Genomic DNA, 23,439 nt, shown 5'->3' on the forward strand with positions numbered 1-23,439 from the left:
ATGTTTCACTTCTGATTGCGAAAATTTGAGAGACTCGAACACACCATTAAGATGTGTCGTTTCAATTTTCAGCTTGATCCAGATTTTTAAAGAGCAAATATCTCAAACGTGACTCGCAAGTCAGTTTTGAGATATGACGGCAGGTGACTTTCACTCACGAACCAGCAAGTGGCGTCCCCTAGGGGATTCGAACCCCTGTTACCGCCGTGAAAGGGCGGTGTCCTGGGCCTCTAGACGAAGGGGACACTGAAGTCTCAATCGCAAGACGCCTTGCTATTTACTTTTCATCAGACAATCTGTGTGAGCACTACAAAGGCAGGTTCTTTAAGGTAAGGAGGTGATCCAACCGCAGGTTCCCCTACGGTTACCTTGTTACGACTTCACCCCAGTCATGAATCACAAAGTGGTAAGCGCCCTCCCGAAGGTTAAGCTACCTACTTCTTTTGCAACCCACTCCCATGGTGTGACGGGCGGTGTGTACAAGGCCCGGGAACGTATTCACCGTAGCATTCTGATCTACGATTACTAGCGATTCCGACTTCATGGAGTCGAGTTGCAGACTCCAATCCGGACTACGACGCACTTTATGAGGTCCGCTTGCTCTCGCGAGGTCGCTTCTCTTTGTATGCGCCATTGTAGCACGTGTGTAGCCCTACTCGTAAGGGCCATGATGACTTGACGTCATCCCCACCTTCCTCCAGTTTATCACTGGCAGTCTCCTTTGAGTTCCCGGCCGGACCGCTGGCAACAAAGGATAAGGGTTGCGCTCGTTGCGGGACTTAACCCAACATTTCACAACACGAGCTGACGACAGCCATGCAGCACCTGTCTCAGAGTTCCCGAAGGCACCAATCCATCTCTGGAAAGTTCTCTGGATGTCAAGAGTAGGTAAGGTTCTTCGCGTTGCATCGAATTAAACCACATGCTCCACCGCTTGTGCGGGCCCCCGTCAATTCATTTGAGTTTTAACCTTGCGGCCGTACTCCCCAGGCGGTCGACTTAACGCGTTAGCTCCGGAAGCCACGCCTCAAGGGCACAACCTCCAAGTCGACATCGTTTACGGCGTGGACTACCAGGGTATCTAATCCTGTTTGCTCCCCACGCTTTCGCACCTGAGCGTCAGTCTTTGTCCAGGGGGCCGCCTTCGCCACCGGTATTCCTCCAGATCTCTACGCATTTCACCGCTACACCTGGAATTCTACCCCCCTCTACAAGACTCTAGCCTGCCAGTTTCGAATGCAGTTCCCAGGTTGAGCCCGGGGATTTCACATCCGACTTGACAGACCGCCTGCGTGCGCTTTACGCCCAGTAATTCCGATTAACGCTTGCACCCTCCGTATTACCGCGGCTGCTGGCACGGAGTTAGCCGGTGCTTCTTCTGCGGGTAACGTCAATCGCTGAGGTTATTAACCTCAACGCCTTCCTCCCCGCTGAAAGTACTTTACAACCCGAAGGCCTTCTTCATACACGCGGCATGGCTGCATCAGGCTTGCGCCCATTGTGCAATATTCCCCACTGCTGCCTCCCGTAGGAGTCTGGACCGTGTCTCAGTTCCAGTGTGGCTGGTCATCCTCTCAGACCAGCTAGGGATCGTCGCCTAGGTGAGCCGTTACCCCACCTACTAGCTAATCCCATCTGGGCACATCTGATGGCAAGAGGCCCGAAGGTCCCCCTCTTTGGTCTTGCGACGTTATGCGGTATTAGCTACCGTTTCCAGTAGTTATCCCCCTCCATCAGGCAGTTTCCCAGACATTACTCACCCGTCCGCCGCTCGCCGGCAAAGTAGCAAGCTACTTTCCGCTGCCGCTCGACTTGCATGTGTTAGGCCTGCCGCCAGCGTTCAATCTGAGCCATGATCAAACTCTTCAATTTAAGTTTGATGCTCGTGAATTAAACTTCGTAATGAATTACGTATGTTCACTCAGAGACTTGGTATTCATTTATTGTCCGAAGACATTAAGAATCCATGTCACTTTGAGTGCCCACACAGATTGTCTGATAAATTGTTAAAGAGCAGTGCCGCTTCGTTTTCGCTGCGGCGCGGGGTGTGCATATTACGCTTTCCCGCTTCAGAGTCAAGCGTTTATTTTCGCTATTCTCTGCTGACCCGGCGGCGTGTGTGCCGTTGTTCCGTGTCAGTGGAGGCGCATTATAGGGAGTAATTCCGAACCTGCAAGGATAAAGTGAAAATTATTTACTGACTGCTCACTTTCCAGGCAAACCTCACTCCAGACCTCAATTTTCGCCTGGTTTTTAAACAAAAACGAGCCGCAAGCGGCTCGTTTTTGCGTTTTGTGACTTACTGCACTGCCACAATGCGATCGTCGTTGGCTTCCAGACGGATAATTTTACCAGGAACCAGTTCCCCGGAGAGGATCTGCTGCGCCAGCGGGTTTTCGATCTGCTGCTGGATAGCACGTTTCAATGGACGCGCACCGTACACCGGATCGTAACCATTCTTACTCAGCAGTTTCAGCGCATCGTCGGAGATGTGAATTTCGTATCCACGCTCTTCCAGACGTTTGTACAGACGCTGCAGCTGAATCTGCGCAATCGACGCGATGTGTTTCTCACCCAGAGGATGGAATACCACCACTTCATCAATACGGTTGATGAACTCCGGACGGAAGTTATGGCTTACCACACCCAGCACCAGATCCTTCATGTGGCTGTAGTCCAGTTCACCGAAACGTTCCTGAATCAAATCGGAACCCAGGTTCGACGTCATAATGACAACCGTATTACGGAAGTCGACCGTTCTCCCCTGCCCGTCGGTCAGACGACCATCGTCCAGCACCTGAAGCAGAATGTTGAACACATCCGGATGCGCTTTCTCCACTTCATCCAGCAGGATGACGGAATAAGGACGACGACGCACCGCTTCTGTCAGGTACCCACCTTCTTCATAACCCACATATCCAGGAGGCGCCCCGACCAGACGCGAGACGGAGTGTTTCTCCATAAACTCGGACATGTCGATACGCACCATCGCATCGTCGCTGTCGAACATAAAGTTAGCCAGCGCTTTGCACAGCTCGGTTTTACCGACACCCGTCGGCCCCAGGAACAGGAATGAACCAATCGGACGGTTCGGATCGGACAGCCCTGCACGGCTACGACGAATAGCATTCGAAACCGCTTCAACCGCTTCGTTCTGGCCAATCACGCGATTGTGGAGATCGTTCTCCATGCGCAGCAGTTTTTCACGCTCGCCTTCCAGCATGCGCGCCACCGGAATACCGGTCCAGCGGGCAAGCACTTCCGCAATCTCGGCATCCGTCACTTTATTACGTAACAGACGCATCGTTTTTCCTTCTGACTGCGTCGCAATCTCAAGCTGTTTTTCCAGCTCAGGGATTTTGCCATACTGCAGCTCTGACATCCGCGCCAGGTCGCCCACGCGTCGAGCCTGCTCAATGGCAATTTTTGCCTGTTCGAGTTCAGCTTTAATGGTCTGCGTACCGGAAAGGGAGGCTTTCTCGGCTTTCCACTCTTCTTCAAGCTCAGAATACTGGCGCTCTTTATCGTCCAGCTCTTCATTGAGCATATCGAGACGTTTCTTACTGGCTTCATCAGACTCTTTCTTCAGCGCCTGCTGTTCCAGCTTGAGCTGAATGATGCGACGGTCGAGTCGGTCCAGCTCTTCCGGCTTCGAGTCAATCTGCATACGAATGCTCGACGCCGCTTCATCAATCAGGTCGATCGCTTTATCCGGCAGCTGACGGTCAGCAATATAACGATGCGAAAGCGTCGCCGCCGCAACGATGGCCGGGTCAGTGATCTGCACATGGTGGTGCAGTTCATAGCGCTCTTTCAGACCACGCAGGATGGCGATGGTATCTTCAACGCTTGGCTCGGCAACAAACACTTTCTGGAAACGACGTTCCAGCGCAGCATCTTTCTCAATGTACTGACGGTACTCATCCAGCGTGGTGGCACCGACGCAGTGAAGTTCACCGCGCGCCAGTGCAGGTTTCAGCATGTTCCCGGCATCCATTGCGCCGTCTGCCTTACCGGCACCGACCATGGTGTGCAGCTCGTCGATAAACAGGATGACGTTACCTTCCTGTTTCGCCAGATCGTTCAGCACGCCTTTCAGACGCTCTTCAAACTCACCGCGGTATTTCGCACCGGCCACCAGCGCGCCCATGTCCAGCGCCAGTACGCGGCGGCCTTTCAGGCCTTCCGGCACTTCACCGTTCACAATACGCTGCGCCAGCCCTTCAACGATGGCGGTTTTACCGACACCCGGTTCACCTATCAGTACCGGGTTGTTCTTGGTACGACGTTGCAGTACCTGAATGGTACGGCGGATTTCTTCATCACGGCCGATCACCGGGTCAAGTTTGCCCTGTTCAGCACGCTCGGTCAGATCGACCGTAAATTTCTTCAAAGCCTGACGTTGGTCTTCGGCTCCCTGATCGTTCACGCTTTCACCTCCGCGCATGTTCTCAATCGCCTGAGTCACATTGGCGGTGGTCGCACCGGCAGATTTCAGCAGGTCGGTCAAGGTACCGCGTGATTCAAGCGCCGCCAGAACAAACAGCTCTGACGAAATAAAATTGTCCCCACGTTTTTGCGCCAGCTTGTCGCAAAGGTTCAGGACGCGCACCAGATCCTGCGACGGCTGAACGTCGCCGCCGGTCCCTTCGACCTGCGGTAAACGGCTCAGCGCCTGATCGATAGCGGTGCGTAACTGGCCAGCATTAATGCCAGCGGACGTTAATAACGGACGTACCGATCCCCCTTCCTGATTCAACAAGGCGCTCATTAAATGAAGAGGGTCGATAAATTGGTTGTCGTGCCCCAGTGCGAGGGACTGGGCATCGGCGAGAGCAAGCTGGAATTTATTAGTAAGACGATCCAGACGCATAACTCCTCCCATAACAGGTCAAATTTGCTACTGGAGATTAAATGAGGTCATCCCTCAATTATTCAAGGTTAATGACCTGAATTATGTGAAAAGAAAACGGCACGTGCCGGATCGTCTTGATTCTTTAGGTTATATCAGCCAAATGAAACTTGCCATACGGCCCGTCGTCTTGTCGCGGCGATAAGAGAAAAAATCACCCTTTTCGGTGAATGTACAGCGATCGCCGCCGAAGATCTGCGTTATGCCGACGCGGTTCAGGCGCTGACGAGCAAGCTGATAAATATCGGCCAGATATTTATCCCCCGAAGGCAGGAAGGCGTCCACCGCTTGCGGATCTTTATCCATAAAGGCTTCGCGAACCTCCGGCCCCACTTCAAAAGCGCGAGGACCAATGGCCGGGCCAAGCCAGGCCATAATATTGGCGGGCTCATCCTTAAAGCAGGCGACGGTTTCTTCCAGCACGCCTTCACACAGTCCACGCCAGCCCGCGTGCGCTGCAGCCACCTCGGTGCCTGCACGGTTGCAGAACAGCACTGGCAGACAATCGGCGGTCATTACGGCACAAACGGTTCCCGGCGTATTGCTGTAAGAGGCATCAGCGCGTTTGGAAGCATAGGGCTCTCCCGTCAGCTTCAGCACCGCCTTGCCATGAACCTGTTCCAGCCAGACCGGTTTCGACGGCAGGTTCCCCGCTGCAAACAGACGCCTGCGGTTCTCTTCCACGTGTTCCAGGTTATCGCCACAGTGTGCGCCGAGGTTCAACGACGCCCACGCGCCCTGGCTCACACCGCCAGTGCGGGTTGAACTGCAGGCAGCCACGCCGGCAGGCAATGGCCAGTCCGGGACAATCAGTTTGGTCATAACCAGTCCACTTGATCCTTATGTTCTTCGAAATCAGCACGCATGGCATCAATAAGGTCCACCATATCCTGCGGGATAGGCGCATGCCACTCCATCTGAATACCGGTGATAGGGTGATAAAGACGCAGCATGGTCGCGTGCAGCGCCTGACGATCGAATTTACGCAATACGCTGATGAACTCATCCGACGCGCCTTTAGGCGGACGCGGACGACCACCGTAGACCTGATCCCCCACCAGCGGATGGGTAATGTGGGCCATATGCACGCGGATCTGGTGAGTACGTCCGGTCTCCAGACGCAGACGCAGGCGCGTATGAATACGGAAGTGCTCCATAATGCGGTAATGCGTCACCGCCGGTTTACCCATCGGATGCACCGACATATGGGTACGCTTGGTCGGGTGACGGCTAATGGGCTCTTCCACCGTCCCGCCAGAAGTCATATGTCCAATGGCTACCGCTTCATATTCACGGGTGATTTCGCGCAGCTGCAGCGACTCCACCAGACGGGTCTGAGCAGGAACGGTCTTCGCCACCACCATCAGACCGGTAGTGTCTTTATCCAGACGGTGCACGATGCCCGCGCGCGGGACATCCGCGATCGGCGGATAGTAATGGAGAAGTGCGTTAAGTACCGTACCGTCAGGGTTTCCCGCGCCCGGATGAACAACCAGGTCGCGCGGCTTGTTGATCACCAGAATGTCATCATCTTCATAGACGATGTCCAGTGGGATATCCTGCGGCTCGAAGCGAATTTCCTCTTCGATTTCAGCATTGATGGCGACAGCTTCCCCACCTAACACTTTCTCTTTTGGTTTGTCCCAGATCTTGCCGTTTACCATCACGCGCTGGTCAAGGATCCATTCTTTTATGCGTGAACGCGAATAATCAGGGAACAATTCGGCCAAAGCCTGATCTAAGCGTTGACCGAGCTGATTTTCGGAGACTGTTGCGGTGAGTTCTACTCGTTGTGCCATAAACTGCTTCTTCGTTTAACGTTGGGTTTTACGGCTTTGCCGTTTAATATAGTGTGCTATTGTAGCTGGTCTTAATCGGGAGCAGGAACAGAGTTTCTCCCGGACAAACATTTGAGGAAAGTCAAAACGTCATGACGCGCATGAAATATCTGGTGGCAGCGGCCACGTTGAGCCTGGCTTTGGTGGGCTGCTCCGGTTCAAATGAACAGGTCCCTGACAATCCGCCGAATGAAATCTATGCGACTGCACAACAAAAGTTGCAGGACGGTAACTGGAAACAGGCGATAACGCAACTGGAAGCGTTGGATAATCGCTATCCATTTGGTCCGTATTCGCAGCAGGTACAGTTAGATCTCATCTACGCATACTATAAAAATGCCGATCTGCCGCTGGCTCAGGCAACCATCGATCGTTTCATGCGTCTGAACCCGACTCATCCTAACATCGACTACGTGATGTACATGCGCGGGCTCACCAACATGGCGCTGGACGACAGTGCGCTGCAGGGCTTCTTCGGCGTGGATCGTTCCGACCGTGACCCGCAGCATGCGCGTGATGCCTTCAATGACTTCTCTAAACTGGTGCGCGGCTATCCAAACAGCCAGTACGTGACCGACGCCACCAAGCGTCTGGTGTTCCTGAAAGATCGTCTGGCGAAATATGAATACTCCGTGGCGGACTACTATACCCGCCGTGGCGCATGGGTTGCCGTGGTTAACCGCGTAGAAGGTATGCTGCGTGATTACCCGGATACTCAGGCTACGCGCGACGGCCTGAAGCTGATGGAAAATGCTTACCGTCAGATGCAGATGACCGCTCAGGCTGAAAAAGTGGCGAAAATCATCGCCGCGAACAGCAGCAACACCTGATTTTGCCTCAATGCAAAACGGCAGCCCGAAGGCTGCCGTTTTTTTATTCGTTTCTGAGCGTCGCTGAAGCGCGTTAGCCTCAACACATCCAGTCAACTATGGCCTCAATTTTTGCCTTCTACAAGGTAAATCTCACCTCTTCCTGCCCTGCCTCACAAAAAAGATTCCCTGACAAAAACCGACAAAATAACGTGATCTAAATCACACATTTTGACATTAGGTCGGGTATGCTGGAATCACCAAGACGGAAAGACAAGAGGTAAAATTTATGACAATGAACATTACCAGTAAACAAATGGAAATTACTCCGGCAATTCGCCAGCACGTCGCAGACCGTCTCGCCAAACTGGATAAATGGCAAACACATTTGATTAATCCACATATCATCCTGTCCAAGGAGCCGCAGGGTTTCATCGCTGACGCAACTATCAATACTCCAAACGGCCATCTGGTCGCCAGCGCAAAACATGAGGATATGTACACCGCAATTAACGATTTGATCAACAAGCTGGAACGGCAGCTCAATAAAGTGCAACACAAAGGTGAAGCCCGTCGCGCCACAACGTCGGTGAAAGACGCCAGCTTCGCGGAAGAAGTTGAAGAAGAGTAATCCTTTAAATTGAGTGTACCGCCAACGCGCCTTCGGGCGCGTTTTTTGTTTTTTATTGACAGGGTGAAAACAGTACGGGTACTTTAACGGTATCACTCACAGGATGACTTTATGAAACTTACGCCGTTCTTCTTCGCATTCTTTTTTACCTTCCCCTGAACGGGAGGCGTTTCGTCGTGTGATAAAGAATGCGAAGACGAACAACAAGGCCTCCCACACCGGGGGGCCTTTTTTATTGATAACGATAAGATGAGACAGGCAACACTATGACACCGGAAAACCCGTTACTGGATCTGCGCGTAAAAATCAGCGCGCTGGATGAGAAACTGCTGGCGCTGCTGGCCGAACGCCGCGCCCTTGCCGTTGAAGTGGGTAAAGCCAAGCTGGACTCCCATCGTCCGGTCCGTGATATCGACCGCGAGCGGGATCTGCTGGAACGTCTCATTCAGCTCGGCAAAGCGCATCATCTCGATGCCCACTACATCACCCGGCTGTTCCAGCTCATCATCGAAGACTCCGTTCTGACCCAGCAAGCACTACTCCAGCAGCATCTCAATAAAACCAATCCGCACTCTGCGCGTATCGCTTTCCTCGGGCCAAAGGGCTCCTATTCTCACCTGGCCGCGCGTCAGTATGCCGCTCGCCATTTCGAAGAATTTATTGAAAGCGGCTGCGCGAAGTTTGCCGACATTTTTAACCAGGTCGAGACCGGCCAGGCGGATTACGCCGTGGTGCCGATTGAAAACACCAGCTCCGGCGCCATCAACGACGTCTACGATTTGCTGCAGCACACCAGCCTGTCGCTGGTCGGCGAGCTGACGATCCCTATCGATCATTGCGTGCTGGTCTCCGGTTCAACGGACCTGAACACGATCGAAACGGTCTACAGCCACCCGCAGCCGTTCCAGCAGTGCAGCCAGTTCCTGAACCGTTATCCGAACTGGAAAATTGAGTACACCGAAAGCACCTCGGCGGCGATGGAAAAAGTGGCCCAGGCGAACTCCCCCACCGTCGCGGCGCTCGGCAGCGAAGCGGGCGGCGCGCTGTATGGTTTACAGGTGCTGGAACGCAACCTGGCGAACCAGACGCAAAATATTACCCGCTTCGTGGTGCTGGCCCGCAAGGCAATCAATGTGTCTGACCAGGTACCGGCCAAGACCACGCTGCTGATGGCCACCGGCCAACAGGCCGGTGCGCTGGTTGAAGCTCTGCTGGTACTGCGTAATCACAACCTGATCATGACCCGGCTGGAATCGCGCCCAATCCACGGTAACCCGTGGGAAGAGATGTTCTATCTTGATATCCAGGCCAACCTGGAGTCTGCTTCCATGCAGAAAGCCCTGCGCGAGCTGGGCGAAATCACCCGCTCTATGAAAGTGCTGGGCTGCTATCCGAGCGAAAACGTCGTCCCGGTCGATCCAATCTAACGTTCGATAAAACGGCTTTTCTTCATCCCTGCCACGCTCACCGGCAGGGAGAAGATGGCCCCGGAAAGCGGATATTTCGCCACCTCCTCCGCCTCCATATTCTCCCGCGTGGTGGTAATAAACAGCGTTTTCATGTCATCGCCGCCAAAGCAGACCATCGTCGGGCAACGCACCGGCATGCGATACTCTTCCAGCTGCTCCCCTAGCGGTGAAAAACGCGCGATGCGCCAGCCGTCAAACAGCGCGCTCCAGTAGCAGCCTTCCACATCCATAGCCGCGCCGTCGGGTATCCCTTCGCCCTCTTTAAACTGACGAAACACCTCTCGCTTACCCGGTTCGCCCTGCTCATCAAGCGGGGTACGGTAGATCACACCGTTTGGCGTGTCTGAGGTAAACATCCACTGCTTATCCGGGCTAAACGCCAGGCCGTTATGCCCGTGGATATCGCACTGGATCACCTTCGGCGTCAGGTCGTTGTCGATGCGCATCAGCAGGGCGCCGTTGTAATCTCCCGGCCCCCAGAACGTGCCCGCATAGAACCGGCCCAGATGGTCGGTGCCTCCATCGTTAAAACGCGCCAGCTGCGGGTTAGAGGGGTTATCACACACCTTGCGGCGCAGCAGGCCGTGTTTATCGGTCAGCCAGATACCCGTTCGCATCGCAACGATAAAACCACCCTGCTCACGCAGCGCGAAACACCCCACCTCCTCGTGGAAAGAGAGTACGGTGTGTTCCGCCGTCGGCAGATGGTAGCGGTGGATCTCGCCTTCCAGAATATCGACCCAGTAGAGCGCCTGCTCTTCGGCGCTCCACGTCGGGCATTCAGGCAAATGCCCGGTGTAATTCAACAGCAGCTGCGGTTCAGCCATGACAGTTCCCCAAAATGAAAAAAGCCAGCATTGCTGGCTTTCAGTATATACATCATCGCATTACTGGCGACTGTCATTTGCCTGGCGCAACAACGTCCGGCTCTCATTCTGGAAACGCTGCGCATAATCGCCAAACCAGTGCTCGACCTTGCGGAAGCTATCGATAAACGCCTGCTTGTCTCCGTGCTCAAGCAGCGTAATGGCTTCCCCAAAGCGCTGATAGTAGCGCTTGATCAGTGCCAGGTTGTTTTCGGAAGACATAATAATGTCCGCGTACAGCTGCGGATCCTGCGCGAACAGACGCCCGACCATCGCCAGTTCCAGACGATAGATAGGTGAAGAGAGCGCCAGCAGCTGTTCAAGCTGCACGTTCTCTTCCGCCAGATGCAGGCCGTAGGCAAACGTGGCAAAGTGGCGCAGCGCCTGAATGAACGCCATGTTCTGGTCGTGCTCAACCGCGCTGATGCGGTGCAGTCGCGCGCCCCATACCTGAATCTGTTCCAGGAACCACTGATAGGCTTCCGGCTGACGACCGTCGCAGTAAACCACCACCTGCTTAGCCAGGCTGCCGCTGTCCGGACCAAACATCGGGTGCAGACCCAGCACCGGCCCGGTATGCGCAGCCAGCATTGCCTGCAGCGGACCATTTTTGACGGAGGCCAGATCCACCAGGATACAGTCTTTCGGTAAAGGAGGAAGCTTCCCGACGATCTGCTCCGTCACGTGGATCGGCACGCTGACGATAACCATCCCGGCATCTTTCATGAGCTCCGGCGCCTGCGCCCAGTCCTCTTTTTCCAGAATGCGCACCTGATAGCCAGAAAGCGTCAGCATTTTTTCAAACAGGCGCCCCATCTGTCCTGCCCCGCCGACAATCACCACCGGACGCAGGGTCGGACAGAGGGTTTTGAAGCCCTTGTCGTTTTCACTAGAATAGGACTCTCGCATCACGCGACGCAGAACATCCTCAATCAAGTCCGGCGAAACGCCCAGCGCCTGCGCCTCTTTGCGACGGGAGGCGAGCATAGAGGCTTCGCGCTCCGGGACGTAAATCGGCAGGCCGTATTTGCTTTTCACCTCACCGACTTCGGCAACCAGCGCCATGCGGCGCGCCAGCAGATCCAGCAGCGCCTTATCCACTTCATCAATTTGATCGCGCAGTGCGGTCAATTCAGCAACCATAACTACCCTCTTAAGCCAGACGCGTCGCCAGCTGGCCGCTTAAATCTTTATGAATCTCACGCAGCAGTGCATCGGTGGTCTCCCAGCTGATGCAGGCATCCGTCACGGAGACGCCGTGCTTCATGGCACTGCGCGGTTGTTCAGATGATTGATTGCCTTCATGAATATTGCTCTCAATCATCAGACCGATAATCGAACGGTTGCCATCTTTGATCTGGGCGACCACGGATTCCGCAACCGCAGGCTGACGACGGTAATCTTTATTCGAATTACCATGACTGCAATCTACCATCAGTGCCGGGCGCAGTCCCGCCTGCTCCATCTCTTTTTCACACTGCGCCACGTCCGCCGGGCTGTAGTTCGGGGTTTTCCCGCCGCGCAGGATCACGTGCCCGTCCGGGTTGCCCTGCGTTTGCAGGAGGCAGACCTGGCCCGCCTGGTTGATACCGACGAAACGGTGCGGCATGGCAGCCGCGCGCATTGCGTTGATCGCCGTCGCCAGGCTGCCATCGGTACCGTTTTTAAAACCAACCGGCATCGACAGGCCAGACGCCATCTCGCGGTGGGTTTGCGATTCCGTGGTACGCGCGCCAATCGCGGACCAGCTGAACAGATCGCCAAGGTATTGCGGGCTGTTCGGATCCAGCGCTTCGGTTGCCAGCGGCAGCCCCATGCTGACCAGTTCCACCAGCAGGCGACGCGCAATCTTCAGGCCTGCTTCCACATCAAACGAGCCATCCATGTGCGGATCGTTAATCAACCCTTTCCAGCCAACGGTAGTACGTGGCTTCTCAAAATAGACGCGCATCACCAGGTAGAGGCTATCGCTGACCTCCTCCGCTAATGCTTTAAATCGACGAGCGTACTCAATGGCGGTTTCAGGATCGTGAATAGAGCAAGGACCACACACCACCAGCAGGCGCGGATCGCGGCCGGCGATGATGTCAGAAATGGTCTGGCGCGAGTGCTCAATCTGAGCCTCCTGCGCGACGCTCAGCGGAAATTCTGCTTTCAGCTGATCCGGAGTAATTAAAACCTGTTCGTCAGTGATATGTACGTTGTTCAGCGCGTCTTTTTGCATGATGGCGATCCTGTAAAGCTCGTTTGCGATAGTTGTTTTCCTCAATGAGGTGAAACCACGATACCATAAAAAGTAAACATTTCAATCCAAAATACGTACACATTAATTTACAGCAGCCAATTTATTGCAAAAATCAGCCGTCAAAAACGTAAAGTTTAAATTACAGACATACTTTCTTAAGCCAGGCTATGCTGAAGTAAAAAGGAGAATGGCTATGCGTTCAATTGCTCTCACGCTGTTGTCGCTGTTTTTAACGGGCTGCCAGATCAATCCTTATACCTTCCAGCCCGACTGGACCAGTCCATCCTGGTTTGATGCCGGTAAAGAAGACGCCATGAATGGCCTGCCGGTTAAAGATAACCAGACCCTGGCCGATAGTTTTAACGACACCCACGTTGATCGTAGTGAATATCTTCGCGGCTATGCCGATGGTCAGAAGAGAGTCTGCGAAGAAGGGTTTATTCACGCCTGGGGATTAGCGGGCAAATCTTTCCCTGCCAGTTGCGATACTGCTGAAAACGCGGCAAAACTACGTGCGTCATGGCAAAAAGGGATGGATGAAAGTATGCGCTCCAGCAGACTCAATTAAGTCTGCTTTTAACCACCGGAAAATAAACAACAGTAGGATTTAGCTTAGGTTGACCTGAGGCTATTTCTGACATAATGACGGCTCTGACAAACAATGGTATTCTGCCCGCAACTCTTAAGGACATCTATTTCCAGAGCGATGTGGCGGATTCTGGTGAGAAATTTATTCTTGATCTCTTTTTTCCGACTCACTCTGGTGTTAATGCTGTTCATTATGGTGGGCCCAGCGACGGCAGGCACGCTCACGGAAACGGATAAATCGGTACGCTCGATAGTCTCAGGCATTGTGAGCTATACGCGATGGCCGTCACTATCCGGGCAACCTAAACTCTGCATCTATGCCACTTCTCACTATACGCACGCGCTTAGCGGCGACGAAGGGCACAACGAGTTACCCTATACTCCCGCTATTGTACATAACGATCGGGAAGCCCTGGCCGCGACGTGCGATGCGATTTATTTCGGGTCTGAATCACCGGCAAAACAACTTGAATTAATAAGCCAATATCAGGGCAGAGCATTGCTATTAATCTCAGAGCAAAATCCGGAATGTGTAATTGGCAGTGCCTTTTGCCTGATGATCGATCGCGGCCAGGTCCGGTTCTCCGTCAACCTGGATGCATTGACGCGCAGTGGCGTAAGAGTCAATCCGGATGTATTAATGCTGGCACGGAATAAGCAGCATGGATAAAGATTTCACTTCAACGCCACGTCCGACGTTTAAAAGAACGTTGAGGCGAAACAGCATGATAAGCGTCATTATCACGATGACGTTAATATGGCTGTTGCTCTGTTTTGCTTCCGTTGTGACGTTAAAACAATACGCGCAAAAGAATCTCGAATTAACCGGCGCCACAATGAGCCACAGCCTGGAAGCCTCGCTGGTTTTCAACGACTCGCTGGCGGCCAACGAAACGCTTGCCGCCCTGGGCAAACAGGGGCAGTTTGCCGCGGCGGAGGTGATTAATGCGCATAAAAAGCGGTTCGCCTACTGGTCCTGGAACCCGGAAGATAACAACGACACGCTGGGCGCGCTGGTCAGCCGCTGGCTTTTCCCCGTACCGGTTGCGCAGCCCATCATGCATAACGGCTTAACGATCGGCGAAATCCGCCTTACCGCGCGTGACAGTCTGATCAGTCATTTCATCTGGACGTCGTTTGCCGTACTGACCGGCTGCATTCTCTTTGCCGCCGTGGTCGCGCTCGTCATTACCCAGTCTTTGCATCGTGGAATGGTCACGGCCCTGCAGAACATTACCGACGTCGTGCATGACGTGCGCACGAACCGAAATTTCTCCCGCCGGGTGAAAGACGGCCGTATCGAAGAATTTCACCAGTTTGGCGAAGACTTCAATAGTCTTCTGGATGAAATGGAAGAGTGGCAGCTGAAGCTTCAGGCGAAAAATGCCCAGCTGTTGCGGACCGCCATGCACGACCCGCTTACCGGTCTTGCCAACCGCGCAGCGTTTCGTAACAGCATTGCGGCATTAATGAATGACCCTTCAGCCAGAACCAACTCGGCCCTGCTCTTCCTCGACGGTGATAATTTTAAGTTTATTAACGACACCTGGGGACACGCGGCAGGAGACTGCGTGCTGATCGAAGTCGCCAGCAGAATGATGGAGTTTGGCGACAAACGTCATCAGTCCTACCGCCTTGGCGGTGACGAATTTGCCATGGTGCTGTACGGCGTGCACTCTGAGCTTGAGGTTCAACATATTTGTGCTGCGCTTTCGCAGCAGTTTATCCGTCCGTTTGATCTTCATAACGGACAAAAAGCATCGATGTCACTCAGCATTGGCTTTGCTCTGGCGTGGGAAAATACTTCCGTGGAAGCATTACTGGAGAGGGCTGACCGCAACATGTACCAGGTTAAAAACCAGCGTACGAAAACAATAAGTTAGAAAGGATACACTATGTTAAAACGTTACTTCGCGCCCTTAGTACTGGCCTCACTGGTTCTGGCAGGCTGCCAGTCGCCGCCGGAAGGCAAATTCACTCCTGAGCAAATTGCGGCGATGAAGTCTTACGGTTTTAACGAACTGAACGGTGACTGGTCGCTTGGGATGTCGGACACCATCCTGTTTGATAAAAATGACGCCAGGCTGCGATCGGAGAGTGAAACGCAGATCCAGTCCATGGCCTCTCGCCTGGCGGAAACCGGCCTGACCCACGCGCGAATGGACGGTCACACGGATAACTACGGGGAAGAGAGCTACAACGAAGCGCTCTCGTTAAAACGCGCTAACGCCGTGGCCGATGCCTGGGCGAAGGGGGCAAACATCCCGCGCAGCAATCTCACCACGCGGGGATTAGGTCAAAAATACCCGGTTGCGAGCAACAGTACCTCACAAGGGCGCGCTGAAAACCGCCGCGTCGCAGTGGTAATCAGCACGCCATAAGGCTATTTAGCGGATGATTCGGCGAGCGTCACCCTGGTTGCCGCTCGCCAGCGCAGCCAGTCCACCAGAACAAACAGCGCCAGACTCACGCCCATGACCGGCAGGGCCAGCCCCAACAGTACGCTGATTAACACCGTAACGCCTCTTCCCCACACTGACAAGGCAAGCCAGCTCTGGCAAAGCGTCTGTACCGGACTCACAGCCGATTGCGCCGGACGACGCATCCACCACATCCGGTATCCCCAGATAATGAGCACGCACAGGGCAAGGCCGAACGCAACCAGCAGCAGCTGATTTGCGAGGCCGAATAAGATCCCCATATGGAAATCCACGCCCCAGCGGGTCAGTTTTGCCATTAGCGGAAAATCCTCGAATCGGGTCCTGTCCAGAACCTGCATCGTATGAGGATCAACCGCCACGGCGTCCACCTGAGTTGGCCAGCTGCGATCGATTTCCGTCACGGTCCAGGCGCGATCCCTCGTTTTCGCCGGGCGGATCTCCAGCTTGCCGGCATCAATACCCGCGTTACGCGCCGCGCTTAACACGCCGTCAAACTGCGTCAAATCCATCGCCATATCGGGCATCACCATTCCACCGTGATGACCGCGGTGTTCGGCATGTTCATCCATGACCTCATGTTGGCCGGATAGCGTCGTGTTCACCTGCGGGGTGAGCCAGTTCATCTCTGCACGCAGCTTATCCACGTTTCCGCCAGCCCACTGGGACCAGGTCAGGCCGGTTGCGGAGAACAGCAGCATTCCACCCAGCAGGCTCCAGCCCAGCGTCACGTGTACCCGACGCCGGTTCTGGAAGCGATTGTTGATCCGTCGTTTGGGTCGGGTATAACACCACAGGGCAATACCGCCCAGCGCGGCAACCCACATCCACGAGGCCGCAAGCTCGCTGTAGAGGCGCCCAACGTCGCCCAGCATCAGGGAAGTATGCAGGTAATCAATGGTCTGACGCAGGGGTAAAATCCCGCTGGTGCCGTATACCGTCAGATCTCCCAGCACCGTCAGGCTTACCGGATCGATAAAGATAGCCCGGTTCTCCGATGGCCCAAGTTTCGGGTCAGCGAACATCACGCGGGTGGTTTCGCCCTCAACCAGCCCCGGACGAACGGCGTGCAAACGTAAATCTGATCCAACGGTTTTTTCCGCCACGGCGATTTGTTCCGCCAGAGGCAGTGGCTCGCCTATAGAATCCGTGTGGAGCGCGTGCCGGTAGAGTGCGTTTTCCAGCTGTGGGGTCGCCACATACAGCGTCCCGGTTAGCGCGGCGAAGAAGATAAACGGGCCGACAAACAGCCCAACGTAGAAATGAAGGCGACGCAGCAGGTTTCCCCATGCCGCGCGCGAGGTGCAGGTAGTCATACTTTTCCTTTTTAAGGCAAAAAGTTATCGATATTTTTAAAGGGAAAAAGCAGACTGCCGCGGCGGCGCGCGGGTATCAGGGTAAAGCCAGGGGAAAAAGTGCCAGTGCTTGACCGCCTGACGCGGCGGCTTAACGCGAAGCCTCTGCAGCACCACGCTGAGCAGGACGATGAGCGCCAGCATCACGCCAGGGACATGCGCTAACAGCACGCAGTAGCCGCACGCTTCCGCATGGTCGACGGGCATCGTGTGTGGCATATCGCCGTGATGCTCGTCCATCGACATCATGCTCATGTCATGATGCATGCCCGGCATGGCGCTCATGGGATCTTTCTGCAATGAGACGGAGATCAGGGGTGCTACCACGATCAGCAGGATCGCAAACAGCGCGGTCAATGCCGCTGCGCGTTTCCAGCTATTCTGATGCAGTATGTTATCCACTTCCCCTCCATACAAGAGGCAAGCATTGTAAATGATTTATGACAAAAGGGTTAACGCGAGAGGTGCGATGGGATAAAAAAAGGGCCAGCCTTTCGGCCAGCCCTTTCTAACAGGATGTCGCTTAAGCGAATCTTAGTTCAGACGCTCTTTAATACGAGCAGACTTACCAGTACGCTCACGCAGGTAGTACAGTTTAGCTTTACGTACAGCACCACGACGTTTAACAGCAATGCTGTCAACTACCGGAGAGTGAGTCTGGAAGACACGCTCAACGCCTTCGCCGTTGGAAATTTTACGAACAGTGAATGCAGAGTGCAGACCGCGGTTACGAATAGCGATAACCACGCCCTCGAATGCCTGCAGACGTTTTTTGGAACCTTCAACAACCCATACTTTCACTTCCACGGTGTCACCTGGACGGAAGGAAGGTACGTCCTGCTTCATCTGCTCTTGTTCAAGTTGCTTAATAATGTTGCTCATAATTTAATCTCTTATCCTGGGTAAACTGATATTCGGGAGCGTATTACGCATTCCCATCATGTTCATGCTGCTGTTGCGCGTGTTCAGTTTTGAACTCGGCCAGCAACTTTGCTTGCTCTTCAGTCAGAGCCAGGTTTTCCAGAAGTTCAGGTCTTCTAAGCCAGGTTCGGCCCAGCGACTGCTTCAAACGCCAGCGACGTATCTCGGCATGGTTTCCTGACAGTAACACTGCCGGGACTTCCATCCCTTCTAACACTTCAGGACGGGTATAGTGTGGACAGTCCAGCAACCCATCGGCAAAGGAATCTTCCGTTGCCGAAGCTTCATGGCCCAGTACTCCCGGAATGAACCGGGCGACGGAGTCAATCAGCGTCATTGCGGGTAACTCACCACCGCTGAGAACGTAATCGCCGATAGACCATTCTTCGTCAATCTCGGTTTGAATTACACGCTCATCTATCCCTTCGTAGCGACCACAGACCAGAATCAGCTTTTGATTCGTCGCCAGTTCGCTGACGCCCGCTTGATCAAGCTTGCGTCCCTGAGGTGACAGATAAATCACCTTTGCGCCTTCACCTGCCGCGGCTTTTGCTGTGTGAATGGCGTCCCGTAAGGGTTGCACCATCATTAGCATCCCCGGTCCGCCGCCGTAAGGACGATCGTCCACGGTACGGTGCCGGTCATGAGTAAAGTCACGCGGACTCCAGCTCTGGATGCTCAGCAGGCCATTCTTTACTGCCCGGCCAGTTACCCCGTAATCGGTAATCGCGCGGAACATTTCAGGAAACAGGCTAATTATGCCAATCCACATAGCGCCGTCTTTTACCGTTTATCCGGAGAATTTAAAAACCAGGATCCCAATCTACTTCAATGGTTTGAGTAGTGAGATCGACTTTCTTGATAACCTGTCCATCGAGGAACGGAACCAACCGCTCCTTGATGCCAAATGCATCTTTCAGGTTTGCCTTAATGACGAGAACGTCATTTGACCCGGTTTCCATCATATCGATGACTTTCCCCAGGCTGTAGCCTTCAGTAGTGACTACCTGGCAACCCATAAGGTCTTTCCAGTAGTAGTCGCCCTCTTCCAGCTGTGGCAACTGCGACGAATCCACGACAATTTCACAATTAGTCAGCGCATTCGCGGCATCACGATCGTCAACGCCTTTCAGCTTGATGATGATGTCCTGATTGTGGTGACGCCAGCTTTCCAGCTCGACCTCTTCCCACTTACCGCCTTTCTGGATAAACCAGGGCTGGTAATTAAAAATGCTATCAGCGTCTTCAGTGGAGGAAAACACTCTGAGCCAACCACGGATACCGTAGCAAGAACCCATTTTTCCCAATACGATCGGTTCAACAGGTGCTTTATTGCTCATCATGACCACCGTGACAGATTAAGCTGCTTTGTTTGCTGCTTTGATCAGCGTAGCAACGCGATCGGAAACAGTAGCGCCCTGGCCAACCCAGTGAGCGATACGATCCAGATCCAGACGAGTTTCTTCTTCTGCGCCAGCGGCCAGTGGGTTGAAGAAACCAACGCGCTCGATGAAGCGACCGTTGCGTGCATTACGGCTGTCAGTCACAACAACCTGGTAGAACGGACGCTTTTTAGCGCCGTGACGTGCTAAACGAATAGTTACCATAACATCCTCTTGTGTGAATAAAACAACCGGGCCCCATCGAGGAACGGAGCCCGGGTGTCATATTAAAAGCCCGAAAATTTTACTCATTTTCGGGCAAAAAGCAATCTCAAAAGCGATTAACGCCCTGGAAAACCGGGAGGCATCATCCCTTTCATGCCGCGCATCATCTTCGCCATGCCGCCTTTCTTCATTTTCTTCATCATGCGCTGCATGTCGTCGAACTGTTTCAGAAGGCGGTTAACGTCCTGCACCTGCATGCCGCAACCGGCTGCGATACGGCGTTTACGGGAACCTTTGATGATGTCCGGGTTAGCGCGCTCTTTAAGGGTCATCGAGTTGATGATCGCCTCCATACGCACCAGCACCTTGTCATCCATCTGCGCTTTCACGTTGTCAGGGATCTGGCCCATGCCCGGCAGTTTGCCCATCAGGCTGGCCATGCCGCCCATGTTTTTCATCTGACGCAGCTGCTCAAGGAAGTCAGTCAGATCGAAACCGTCCCCTTTTTTCAGCTTGCTGGCCAGCTTCTCGGCCTGCGCGCGGTCAACCTTGCTCTCGATATCTTCGATCAGCGACAGCACGTCGCCCATGCCGAGGATACGGGAGGCAATACGATCCGGGTGGAACGGCTCCAGCGCTTCGGTTTTCTCACCGACGCCGAGGAACTTGATCGGCTTACCGGTGATGTGACGAATGGAGAGGGCCGCACCGCCGCGGGCGTCACCGTCCACTTTGGTCAGCACCACGCCGGTTAACGGCAGCGCTTCGTTAAACGCTTTCGCGGTATTCGCCGCATCCTGACCGGTCATGGCGTCGACGACAAACAGGGTCTCTACCGGGTTGATAGAGGCATGCACCTGCTTGATCTCGTCCATCATCGCTTCGTCAACGTGCAGACGACCGGCGGTATCCACCAGCAGCACGTCGTAGAATTTCAGCTTCGCCTCTTTCAGCGCGGCGTTAACGATGTCGACAGGCTTCTGCGCCACGTCGGACGGGAAGAAATCCACGCCGACCTGCTCTGCCAGGGTCTCCAGCTGCTTGATCGCCGCCGGGCGATAGACGTCCGCAGAGACCACCAGCACTTTCTTCTTGTGCTTTTCGCGCAGGAACTTACCCAGCTTACCGACGCTGGTGGTTTTACCCGCACCCTGCAGGCCCGCCATCAGCACCACGGCCGGTGGCTGAGCGGCCAGGTTAAGCACCTGGTTCTCTTCGCCCATCGCCGAAACCAGTTCGTTACGAACGATTTTGACGAACTCCTGACCCGGGGTCAGGCTCTTGTTAACTTCATGACCAACCGCCTTCTCTTTCACGCGGTTGATAAAATCACGAACAACCGGCAACGCGACGTCTGCTTCCAGCAGCGCCATGCGCACTTCGCGCAGCGTTTCCTTGATGTTCTCTTCAGTAAGGCGTCCGCGGCCGCTGATGTTGCGCAGCGTGCGCGACAAACGATCGGTTAAATTATCAAACATTGTCTCTCGCCTGAGTAGAAACGTTGGGCCGCCATGAGCGACACATACACAGAATTTTGCCGGAGTATAACATGAAGGCGCCTTTGTTGTTATGCAACGGTTGGAGCAGGCGTCACGTAACGTTATACTGCTTCTCTTTCTTATTAAGACAACTGTCGATGCCTATATGCCTGTTTTCGCACTGATCGCCCTTGTTGCCTACTCTGTCAGCCTCGCGCTGATTATTCCCGGACTGCTGCAAAAAAACAGCGGCTGGCGGCGCATGGCTATTCTTTCGGCGGTGATCGCACTGATTAGCCACGCCTTTGCGCTGGAATCACGCATTATCCCCGGCGATGGCAGCGTGCAAAACCTGAGCGTGCTGAACGTCGGCTCGCTGGTCAGCCTGATGATCTGTACGGTAATGACCATCGTCGCGTCTAAAAATCGCGGCTGGCTGCTGCTGCCGATTGTCTACACCTTCGCGCTGATCAATCTCGCCCTCGCCACCTTTATGCCTAATGAGTTCATTACGCATCTGGAGGCGACGCCGGGGATGCTGGTGCATATCGGCCTGTCGCTCTTTGCCTACGCGACGCTGATCATCGCCGCGCTTTATGCCATGCAGCTCGCCTGGATTGACTACCAGCTGAAAAACAAAAAACTGGCGTTTAACCATGAAATGCCGCCGCTGATGGTGATTGAGCGTAAGATGTTCCACATCACCCAGGTGGGCGTGGTGCTGCTGACGCTCACGCTCTGCACCGGGCTGTTTTACATGAAGAACCTGTTCAGCGTGGAGAATATCGATAAAGCGGTGCTCTCCATCATCGCGTGGTTTGTCTATATTGTCCTGTTATGGGGCCATTATCATGAAGGCTGGCGCGGTCGTCGCGTGGTCTGGTTCAACGTCGCGGGTGCGGGCATTCTCACCCTTGCCTATTTTGGCAGCCGCTTCATACAGCAATTTGCTGGCTAAGAAACAAAGGAGTTCCCCCTGGAACACATCTCAACCACCACGCTGATCGTTATCCTGATCGTCATGGTGGTCATCTCCGCCTATTTCTCCGGCTCGGAAACCGGCATGATGACCCTGAACCGCTACCGGTTACGTCATCGTGCTAAACAGGGTAACCGCGCCGCTCGCCGCGTTGAAAAACTGCTCCGCAAGCCGGATCGCCTGATTAGCCTGGTGCTCATCGGCAACAACCTCGTCAACATTCTGGCCTCTGCGCTCGGCACCATCGTAGGGATGCGCCTGTACGGCAACGCCGGGGTCGCAATTGCCACCGGCGTGCTGACGTTCGTGGTACTGGTGTTTGCCGAAGTGCTGCCAAAAACCATCGCCGCGCTTTACCCTGAAAAGGTCGCCTATCCGAGCAGCTTCCTGCTGGCACCGCTGCAGATCCTGATGATGCCGCTGGTCTGGCTGCTGAACATGGTGACGCGCGTCCTGATGCGGATGGTGGGAATCAAAGCCGACGTCACCATCAGCAGCGCGCTCAGCAAAGAGGAGCTGCGCACCATCGTGAACGAATCCCGCTCGCAGATCTCCCGGCGCAATCAGGACATGCTCCTGTCGGTTCTCGATCTGGAAAAGGTGAGCGTGAACGACATCATGGTGCCGCGTAACGAAATCGTCGGTATCGACATCAATGACGACTGGAAAGCCATCGTTCGCCAGCTGACGCACTCTCCGCACGGGCGCATTGTGCTGTACCGCGACTCGCTGGATGACGCCATCAGCATGCTGCGCGTGCGCGAAGCCTACCGTCTGATGACCGAGAAAAAAGAGTTCACCAAAGAGGTGATGCTGCGCGCCGCCGACGAAATTTATTACGTGCCGGAAGGAACACCGCTCAGCACGCAGCTGGTGAAATTCCAGCGCAACAAGAAGAAGGTCGGCCTGGTGGTCAATGAGTACGGCGATATCCAGGGGCTGGTGACGGTCGAAGATATTCTGGAAGAGATTGTCGGGGACTTTACCACCTCCATGTCGCCTTCCCTCGCGGAAGAGGTCACCCCGCAAAACGACGGCTCAGTGCTGATTGACGGAAGCGCGAACATTCGTGAACTCAACAAAGCCTTTAACTGGCATTTGCCGGAAGATGAGGCTCGCACCATTAACGGGATGATTCTGGAAGCGCTGGAAGAGATCCCGGCGGCGGGCACGCGGGTGCGCATCGAGCAGTACGATATTGATATCCTGGACGTGCAGGACAATATGATCAAGCAGGTGAAAGTCCTGCCCGTTAAACCCCTGCGCGAAAGTATCGCGGAGTAAGGTTGTAGGCCGGGTAAGG

23 protein-coding genes, 1 tRNA gene, 1 rRNA gene and 1 other annotated feature are annotated in these 23,439 nt (G+C 54.3%); of the genes, 10 read left to right on the forward strand and 15 right to left on the reverse strand.

The features are described 5' to 3' along the window. Positions 1 to 169: 169 nt before the first annotated feature. From BFV67_RS16685 to rluD, 5 genes are all read right to left on the reverse strand, one after another. Positions 170 to 245 (reverse strand) — tRNA-Glu (locus BFV67_RS16685). A gap of 85 nt (positions 246 to 330) precedes the next feature. Next, a 16S ribosomal RNA gene (locus BFV67_RS16690) occupies positions 331 to 1,872 on the reverse strand. A 427-nt stretch (positions 1,873 to 2,299) separates the two neighbouring features. Beyond that, entirely contained in the window at positions 2,300 to 4,873 is a 2,574-nt protein-coding gene (clpB, locus tag BFV67_RS16700; RefSeq protein ID WP_069598685.1) for an ATP-dependent chaperone ClpB, read from the reverse strand. Between the two features lie 129 nt (positions 4,874 to 5,002). Continuing rightward, positions 5,003 to 5,734, reverse strand: coding sequence for a purine nucleoside phosphorylase YfiH (gene yfiH, locus BFV67_RS16705; protein WP_069598686.1), 732 nt, complete (start codon positions 5,732 to 5,734; stop codon positions 5,003 to 5,005). Further along, positions 5,731 to 6,711 carry a 23S rRNA pseudouridine(1911/1915/1917) synthase RluD gene (gene rluD, locus BFV67_RS16710; RefSeq protein WP_008502468.1) on the reverse strand — a complete coding sequence of 327 codons (981 nt, stop codon included), beginning with the start codon at positions 6,709 to 6,711 and terminating at the stop codon, positions 5,731 to 5,733. Before rluD ends, yfiH begins: the two co-directional genes overlap by 4 nt. Before the next feature lie 131 nt (positions 6,712 to 6,842). On the opposite strand from rluD, the gene bamD reads away from it, so the two are divergent. From bamD to pheA, 4 genes are all read left to right on the forward strand, one after another. Beyond that, positions 6,843 to 7,580, forward strand: a complete 738-nt coding sequence (gene bamD, locus BFV67_RS16715) for an outer membrane protein assembly factor BamD (RefSeq protein ID WP_008502469.1) — start codon at positions 6,843 to 6,845, stop codon at positions 7,578 to 7,580. Positions 7,581 to 7,848: 268 nt separating this feature from the next. Continuing rightward, complete coding sequence (gene raiA, locus BFV67_RS16720) at positions 7,849 to 8,190, forward strand: ribosome-associated translation inhibitor RaiA (protein WP_008502470.1); 342 nt, start codon at positions 7,849 to 7,851, stop codon at positions 8,188 to 8,190. 110 nt (positions 8,191 to 8,300) lie between these two features. Next, positions 8,301 to 8,426: a sequence feature (Phe leader region), on the forward strand. Further along, positions 8,302 to 8,349 (forward strand): pheA operon leader peptide PheL, encoded by a 48-nt coding sequence (pheL, locus tag BFV67_RS24260; protein WP_100249759.1) that lies wholly within the window; start codon positions 8,302 to 8,304, stop codon positions 8,347 to 8,349. Its footprint overlaps the feature before it by 48 nt. A gap of 30 nt (positions 8,427 to 8,456) precedes the next feature. Further along, positions 8,457 to 9,617: a bifunctional chorismate mutase/prephenate dehydratase gene (gene pheA, locus BFV67_RS16725; RefSeq protein WP_021242003.1), complete on the forward strand. Its 1,161-nt coding sequence runs from the start codon at positions 8,457 to 8,459 to the stop codon at positions 9,615 to 9,617. On the opposite strand, the gene BFV67_RS16730 is transcribed toward pheA, so the two are convergent. Genes BFV67_RS16730 through aroF form a run of 3 tightly spaced genes read right to left on the reverse strand, consistent with a single transcriptional unit; the run spans position 9,614 to position 12,749 of the window. Continuing rightward, positions 9,614 to 10,486: an SMP-30/gluconolactonase/LRE family protein gene (locus BFV67_RS16730; RefSeq protein WP_069598687.1), complete on the reverse strand. Its 873-nt coding sequence runs from the start codon at positions 10,484 to 10,486 to the stop codon at positions 9,614 to 9,616. The two genes, pheA and BFV67_RS16730, sit on opposite strands and share 4 nt — an antisense overlap. A 60-nt stretch (positions 10,487 to 10,546) precedes the next feature. Next, positions 10,547 to 11,668: a bifunctional chorismate mutase/prephenate dehydrogenase gene (gene tyrA / locus BFV67_RS16735; protein WP_008502473.1), complete on the reverse strand. Its 1,122-nt coding sequence runs from the start codon at positions 11,666 to 11,668 to the stop codon at positions 10,547 to 10,549. 10 nt (positions 11,669 to 11,678) lie between these two features. Further along, positions 11,679 to 12,749, reverse strand: coding sequence for a 3-deoxy-7-phosphoheptulonate synthase AroF (gene aroF, locus BFV67_RS16740; RefSeq protein WP_069598688.1), 1,071 nt, complete (start codon positions 12,747 to 12,749; stop codon positions 11,679 to 11,681). Between the two features lie 214 nt (positions 12,750 to 12,963). Between aroF and BFV67_RS16745 the strand changes: the two genes are divergently transcribed. The 4 genes from BFV67_RS16745 (at position 12,964) to BFV67_RS16760 (ending at position 15,739) form a co-directional block, all read left to right on the forward strand. Further along, positions 12,964 to 13,338, forward strand: coding sequence for a DUF2799 domain-containing protein (locus tag BFV67_RS16745; protein WP_008502475.1), 375 nt, complete (start codon positions 12,964 to 12,966; stop codon positions 13,336 to 13,338). Positions 13,339 to 13,476: 138 nt separating this feature from the next. Then, a complete protein-coding gene (yfiR, locus tag BFV67_RS16750) occupies positions 13,477 to 14,028 on the forward strand; it encodes a regulatory sequestration protein YfiR (RefSeq protein ID WP_021241999.1) in 552 nt (183 codons plus the stop codon). After that, positions 14,021 to 15,241, forward strand: coding sequence for a diguanylate cyclase DgcN/YfiN (gene dgcN / locus BFV67_RS16755; RefSeq protein ID WP_021241998.1), 1,221 nt, complete (start codon positions 14,021 to 14,023; stop codon positions 15,239 to 15,241). Before yfiR ends, dgcN begins: the two co-directional genes overlap by 8 nt. A 12-nt stretch (positions 15,242 to 15,253) precedes the next feature. Next, positions 15,254 to 15,739 (forward strand): OmpA family protein, encoded by a 486-nt coding sequence (locus BFV67_RS16760; protein WP_008502478.1) that lies wholly within the window; start codon positions 15,254 to 15,256, stop codon positions 15,737 to 15,739. Between the two features lie 2 nt (positions 15,740 to 15,741). On the opposite strand, the gene BFV67_RS16765 is transcribed toward BFV67_RS16760, so the two are convergent. The 7 genes from BFV67_RS16765 to ffh all read right to left on the reverse strand — a co-directional run bounded on the left by BFV67_RS16765 (position 15,742) and on the right by ffh (position 21,157). After that, positions 15,742 to 17,112, reverse strand: coding sequence for a PepSY-associated TM helix domain-containing protein (locus BFV67_RS16765; RefSeq protein ID WP_069598689.1), 1,371 nt, complete (start codon positions 17,110 to 17,112; stop codon positions 15,742 to 15,744). Between the two features lie 36 nt (positions 17,113 to 17,148). Then, on the reverse strand, positions 17,149 to 17,553 hold the full coding sequence (locus tag BFV67_RS16770; RefSeq protein ID WP_039025344.1) for a DUF2946 domain-containing protein: 405 nt from the start codon (positions 17,551 to 17,553) through the stop codon (positions 17,149 to 17,151). A gap of 132 nt (positions 17,554 to 17,685) precedes the next feature. Next, complete coding sequence (gene rplS, locus BFV67_RS16775) at positions 17,686 to 18,033, reverse strand: 50S ribosomal protein L19 (RefSeq protein ID WP_002914145.1); 348 nt, start codon at positions 18,031 to 18,033, stop codon at positions 17,686 to 17,688. Positions 18,034 to 18,076: 43 nt separating this feature from the next. After that, on the reverse strand, positions 18,077 to 18,844 hold the full coding sequence (gene trmD / locus BFV67_RS16780) for a tRNA (guanosine(37)-N1)-methyltransferase TrmD (RefSeq protein ID WP_008502493.1): 768 nt from the start codon (positions 18,842 to 18,844) through the stop codon (positions 18,077 to 18,079). 31 nt (positions 18,845 to 18,875) lie between these two features. Then, positions 18,876 to 19,415, reverse strand: coding sequence for a ribosome maturation factor RimM (rimM, locus tag BFV67_RS16785; protein WP_021241995.1), 540 nt, complete (start codon positions 19,413 to 19,415; stop codon positions 18,876 to 18,878). A 15-nt stretch (positions 19,416 to 19,430) separates the two neighbouring features. Beyond that, a complete protein-coding gene (rpsP, locus tag BFV67_RS16790) occupies positions 19,431 to 19,679 on the reverse strand; it encodes a 30S ribosomal protein S16 (protein WP_003863133.1) in 249 nt (82 codons plus the stop codon). Positions 19,680 to 19,795: 116 nt separating this feature from the next. Then, the gene (gene ffh / locus BFV67_RS16795; RefSeq protein WP_014884878.1) at positions 19,796 to 21,157 is read right to left on the reverse strand and encodes a signal recognition particle protein; all 1,362 of its coding nucleotides are present in this window, start codon (positions 21,155 to 21,157) and stop codon (positions 19,796 to 19,798) included. Between the two features lie 166 nt (positions 21,158 to 21,323). On the opposite strand from ffh, the gene BFV67_RS16800 reads away from it, so the two are divergent. Continuing rightward, the gene (locus BFV67_RS16800; RefSeq protein ID WP_032623031.1) at positions 21,324 to 22,115 is read left to right on the forward strand and encodes a cytochrome C assembly family protein; all 792 of its coding nucleotides are present in this window, start codon (positions 21,324 to 21,326) and stop codon (positions 22,113 to 22,115) included. Positions 22,116 to 22,133: 18 nt separating this feature from the next. Continuing rightward, complete coding sequence (locus BFV67_RS16805) at positions 22,134 to 23,420, forward strand: HlyC/CorC family transporter (RefSeq protein ID WP_025759264.1); 1,287 nt, start codon at positions 22,134 to 22,136, stop codon at positions 23,418 to 23,420. Positions 23,421 to 23,439 lie beyond the last annotated feature (19 nt).

The sequence above is a fragment of the Enterobacter roggenkampii genome, from assembly GCF_001729805.1.
Lineage (GTDB): Bacteria > Pseudomonadota > Gammaproteobacteria > Enterobacterales > Enterobacteriaceae > Enterobacter > Enterobacter roggenkampii.

Coding starts and splice junctions, on each gene's coding strand:
- clpB (WP_069598685.1), bottom strand. CDS start 4,873: ATGCGTCTGGATCGTCTTACTAATAAATTCCAGCTTGCTCTCGCCGAT.
- yfiH (WP_069598686.1), bottom strand. CDS start 5,734: ATGACCAAACTGATTGTCCCGGACTGGCCATTGCCTGCCGGCGTGGCT.
- rluD (WP_008502468.1), bottom strand. CDS start 6,711: ATGGCACAACGAGTAGAACTCACCGCAACAGTCTCCGAAAATCAGCTC.
- bamD (WP_008502469.1), top strand. CDS start 6,843: ATGACGCGCATGAAATATCTGGTGGCAGCGGCCACGTTGAGCCTGGCT.
- raiA (WP_008502470.1), top strand. CDS start 7,849: ATGACAATGAACATTACCAGTAAACAAATGGAAATTACTCCGGCAATT.
- pheA (WP_021242003.1), top strand. CDS start 8,457: ATGACACCGGAAAACCCGTTACTGGATCTGCGCGTAAAAATCAGCGCG.
- BFV67_RS16730 (WP_069598687.1), bottom strand. CDS start 10,486: ATGGCTGAACCGCAGCTGCTGTTGAATTACACCGGGCATTTGCCTGAA.
- tyrA (WP_008502473.1), bottom strand. CDS start 11,668: ATGGTTGCTGAATTGACCGCACTGCGCGATCAAATTGATGAAGTGGAT.
- aroF (WP_069598688.1), bottom strand. CDS start 12,749: ATGCAAAAAGACGCGCTGAACAACGTACATATCACTGACGAACAGGTT.
- BFV67_RS16745 (WP_008502475.1), top strand. CDS start 12,964: ATGCGTTCAATTGCTCTCACGCTGTTGTCGCTGTTTTTAACGGGCTGC.
- yfiR (WP_021241999.1), top strand. CDS start 13,477: ATGTGGCGGATTCTGGTGAGAAATTTATTCTTGATCTCTTTTTTCCGA.
- dgcN (WP_021241998.1), top strand. CDS start 14,021: ATGGATAAAGATTTCACTTCAACGCCACGTCCGACGTTTAAAAGAACG.
- BFV67_RS16760 (WP_008502478.1), top strand. CDS start 15,254: ATGTTAAAACGTTACTTCGCGCCCTTAGTACTGGCCTCACTGGTTCTG.
- BFV67_RS16765 (WP_069598689.1), bottom strand. CDS start 17,112: ATGACTACCTGCACCTCGCGCGCGGCATGGGGAAACCTGCTGCGTCGC.
- rplS (WP_002914145.1), bottom strand. CDS start 18,033: ATGAGCAACATTATTAAGCAACTTGAACAAGAGCAGATGAAGCAGGAC.
- trmD (WP_008502493.1), bottom strand. CDS start 18,844: ATGTGGATTGGCATAATTAGCCTGTTTCCTGAAATGTTCCGCGCGATT.
- rimM (WP_021241995.1), bottom strand. CDS start 19,415: ATGATGAGCAATAAAGCACCTGTTGAACCGATCGTATTGGGAAAAATG.
- rpsP (WP_003863133.1), bottom strand. CDS start 19,679: ATGGTAACTATTCGTTTAGCACGTCACGGCGCTAAAAAGCGTCCGTTC.
- ffh (WP_014884878.1), bottom strand. CDS start 21,157: ATGTTTGATAATTTAACCGATCGTTTGTCGCGCACGCTGCGCAACATC.
- BFV67_RS16800 (WP_032623031.1), top strand. CDS start 21,324: ATGCCTGTTTTCGCACTGATCGCCCTTGTTGCCTACTCTGTCAGCCTC.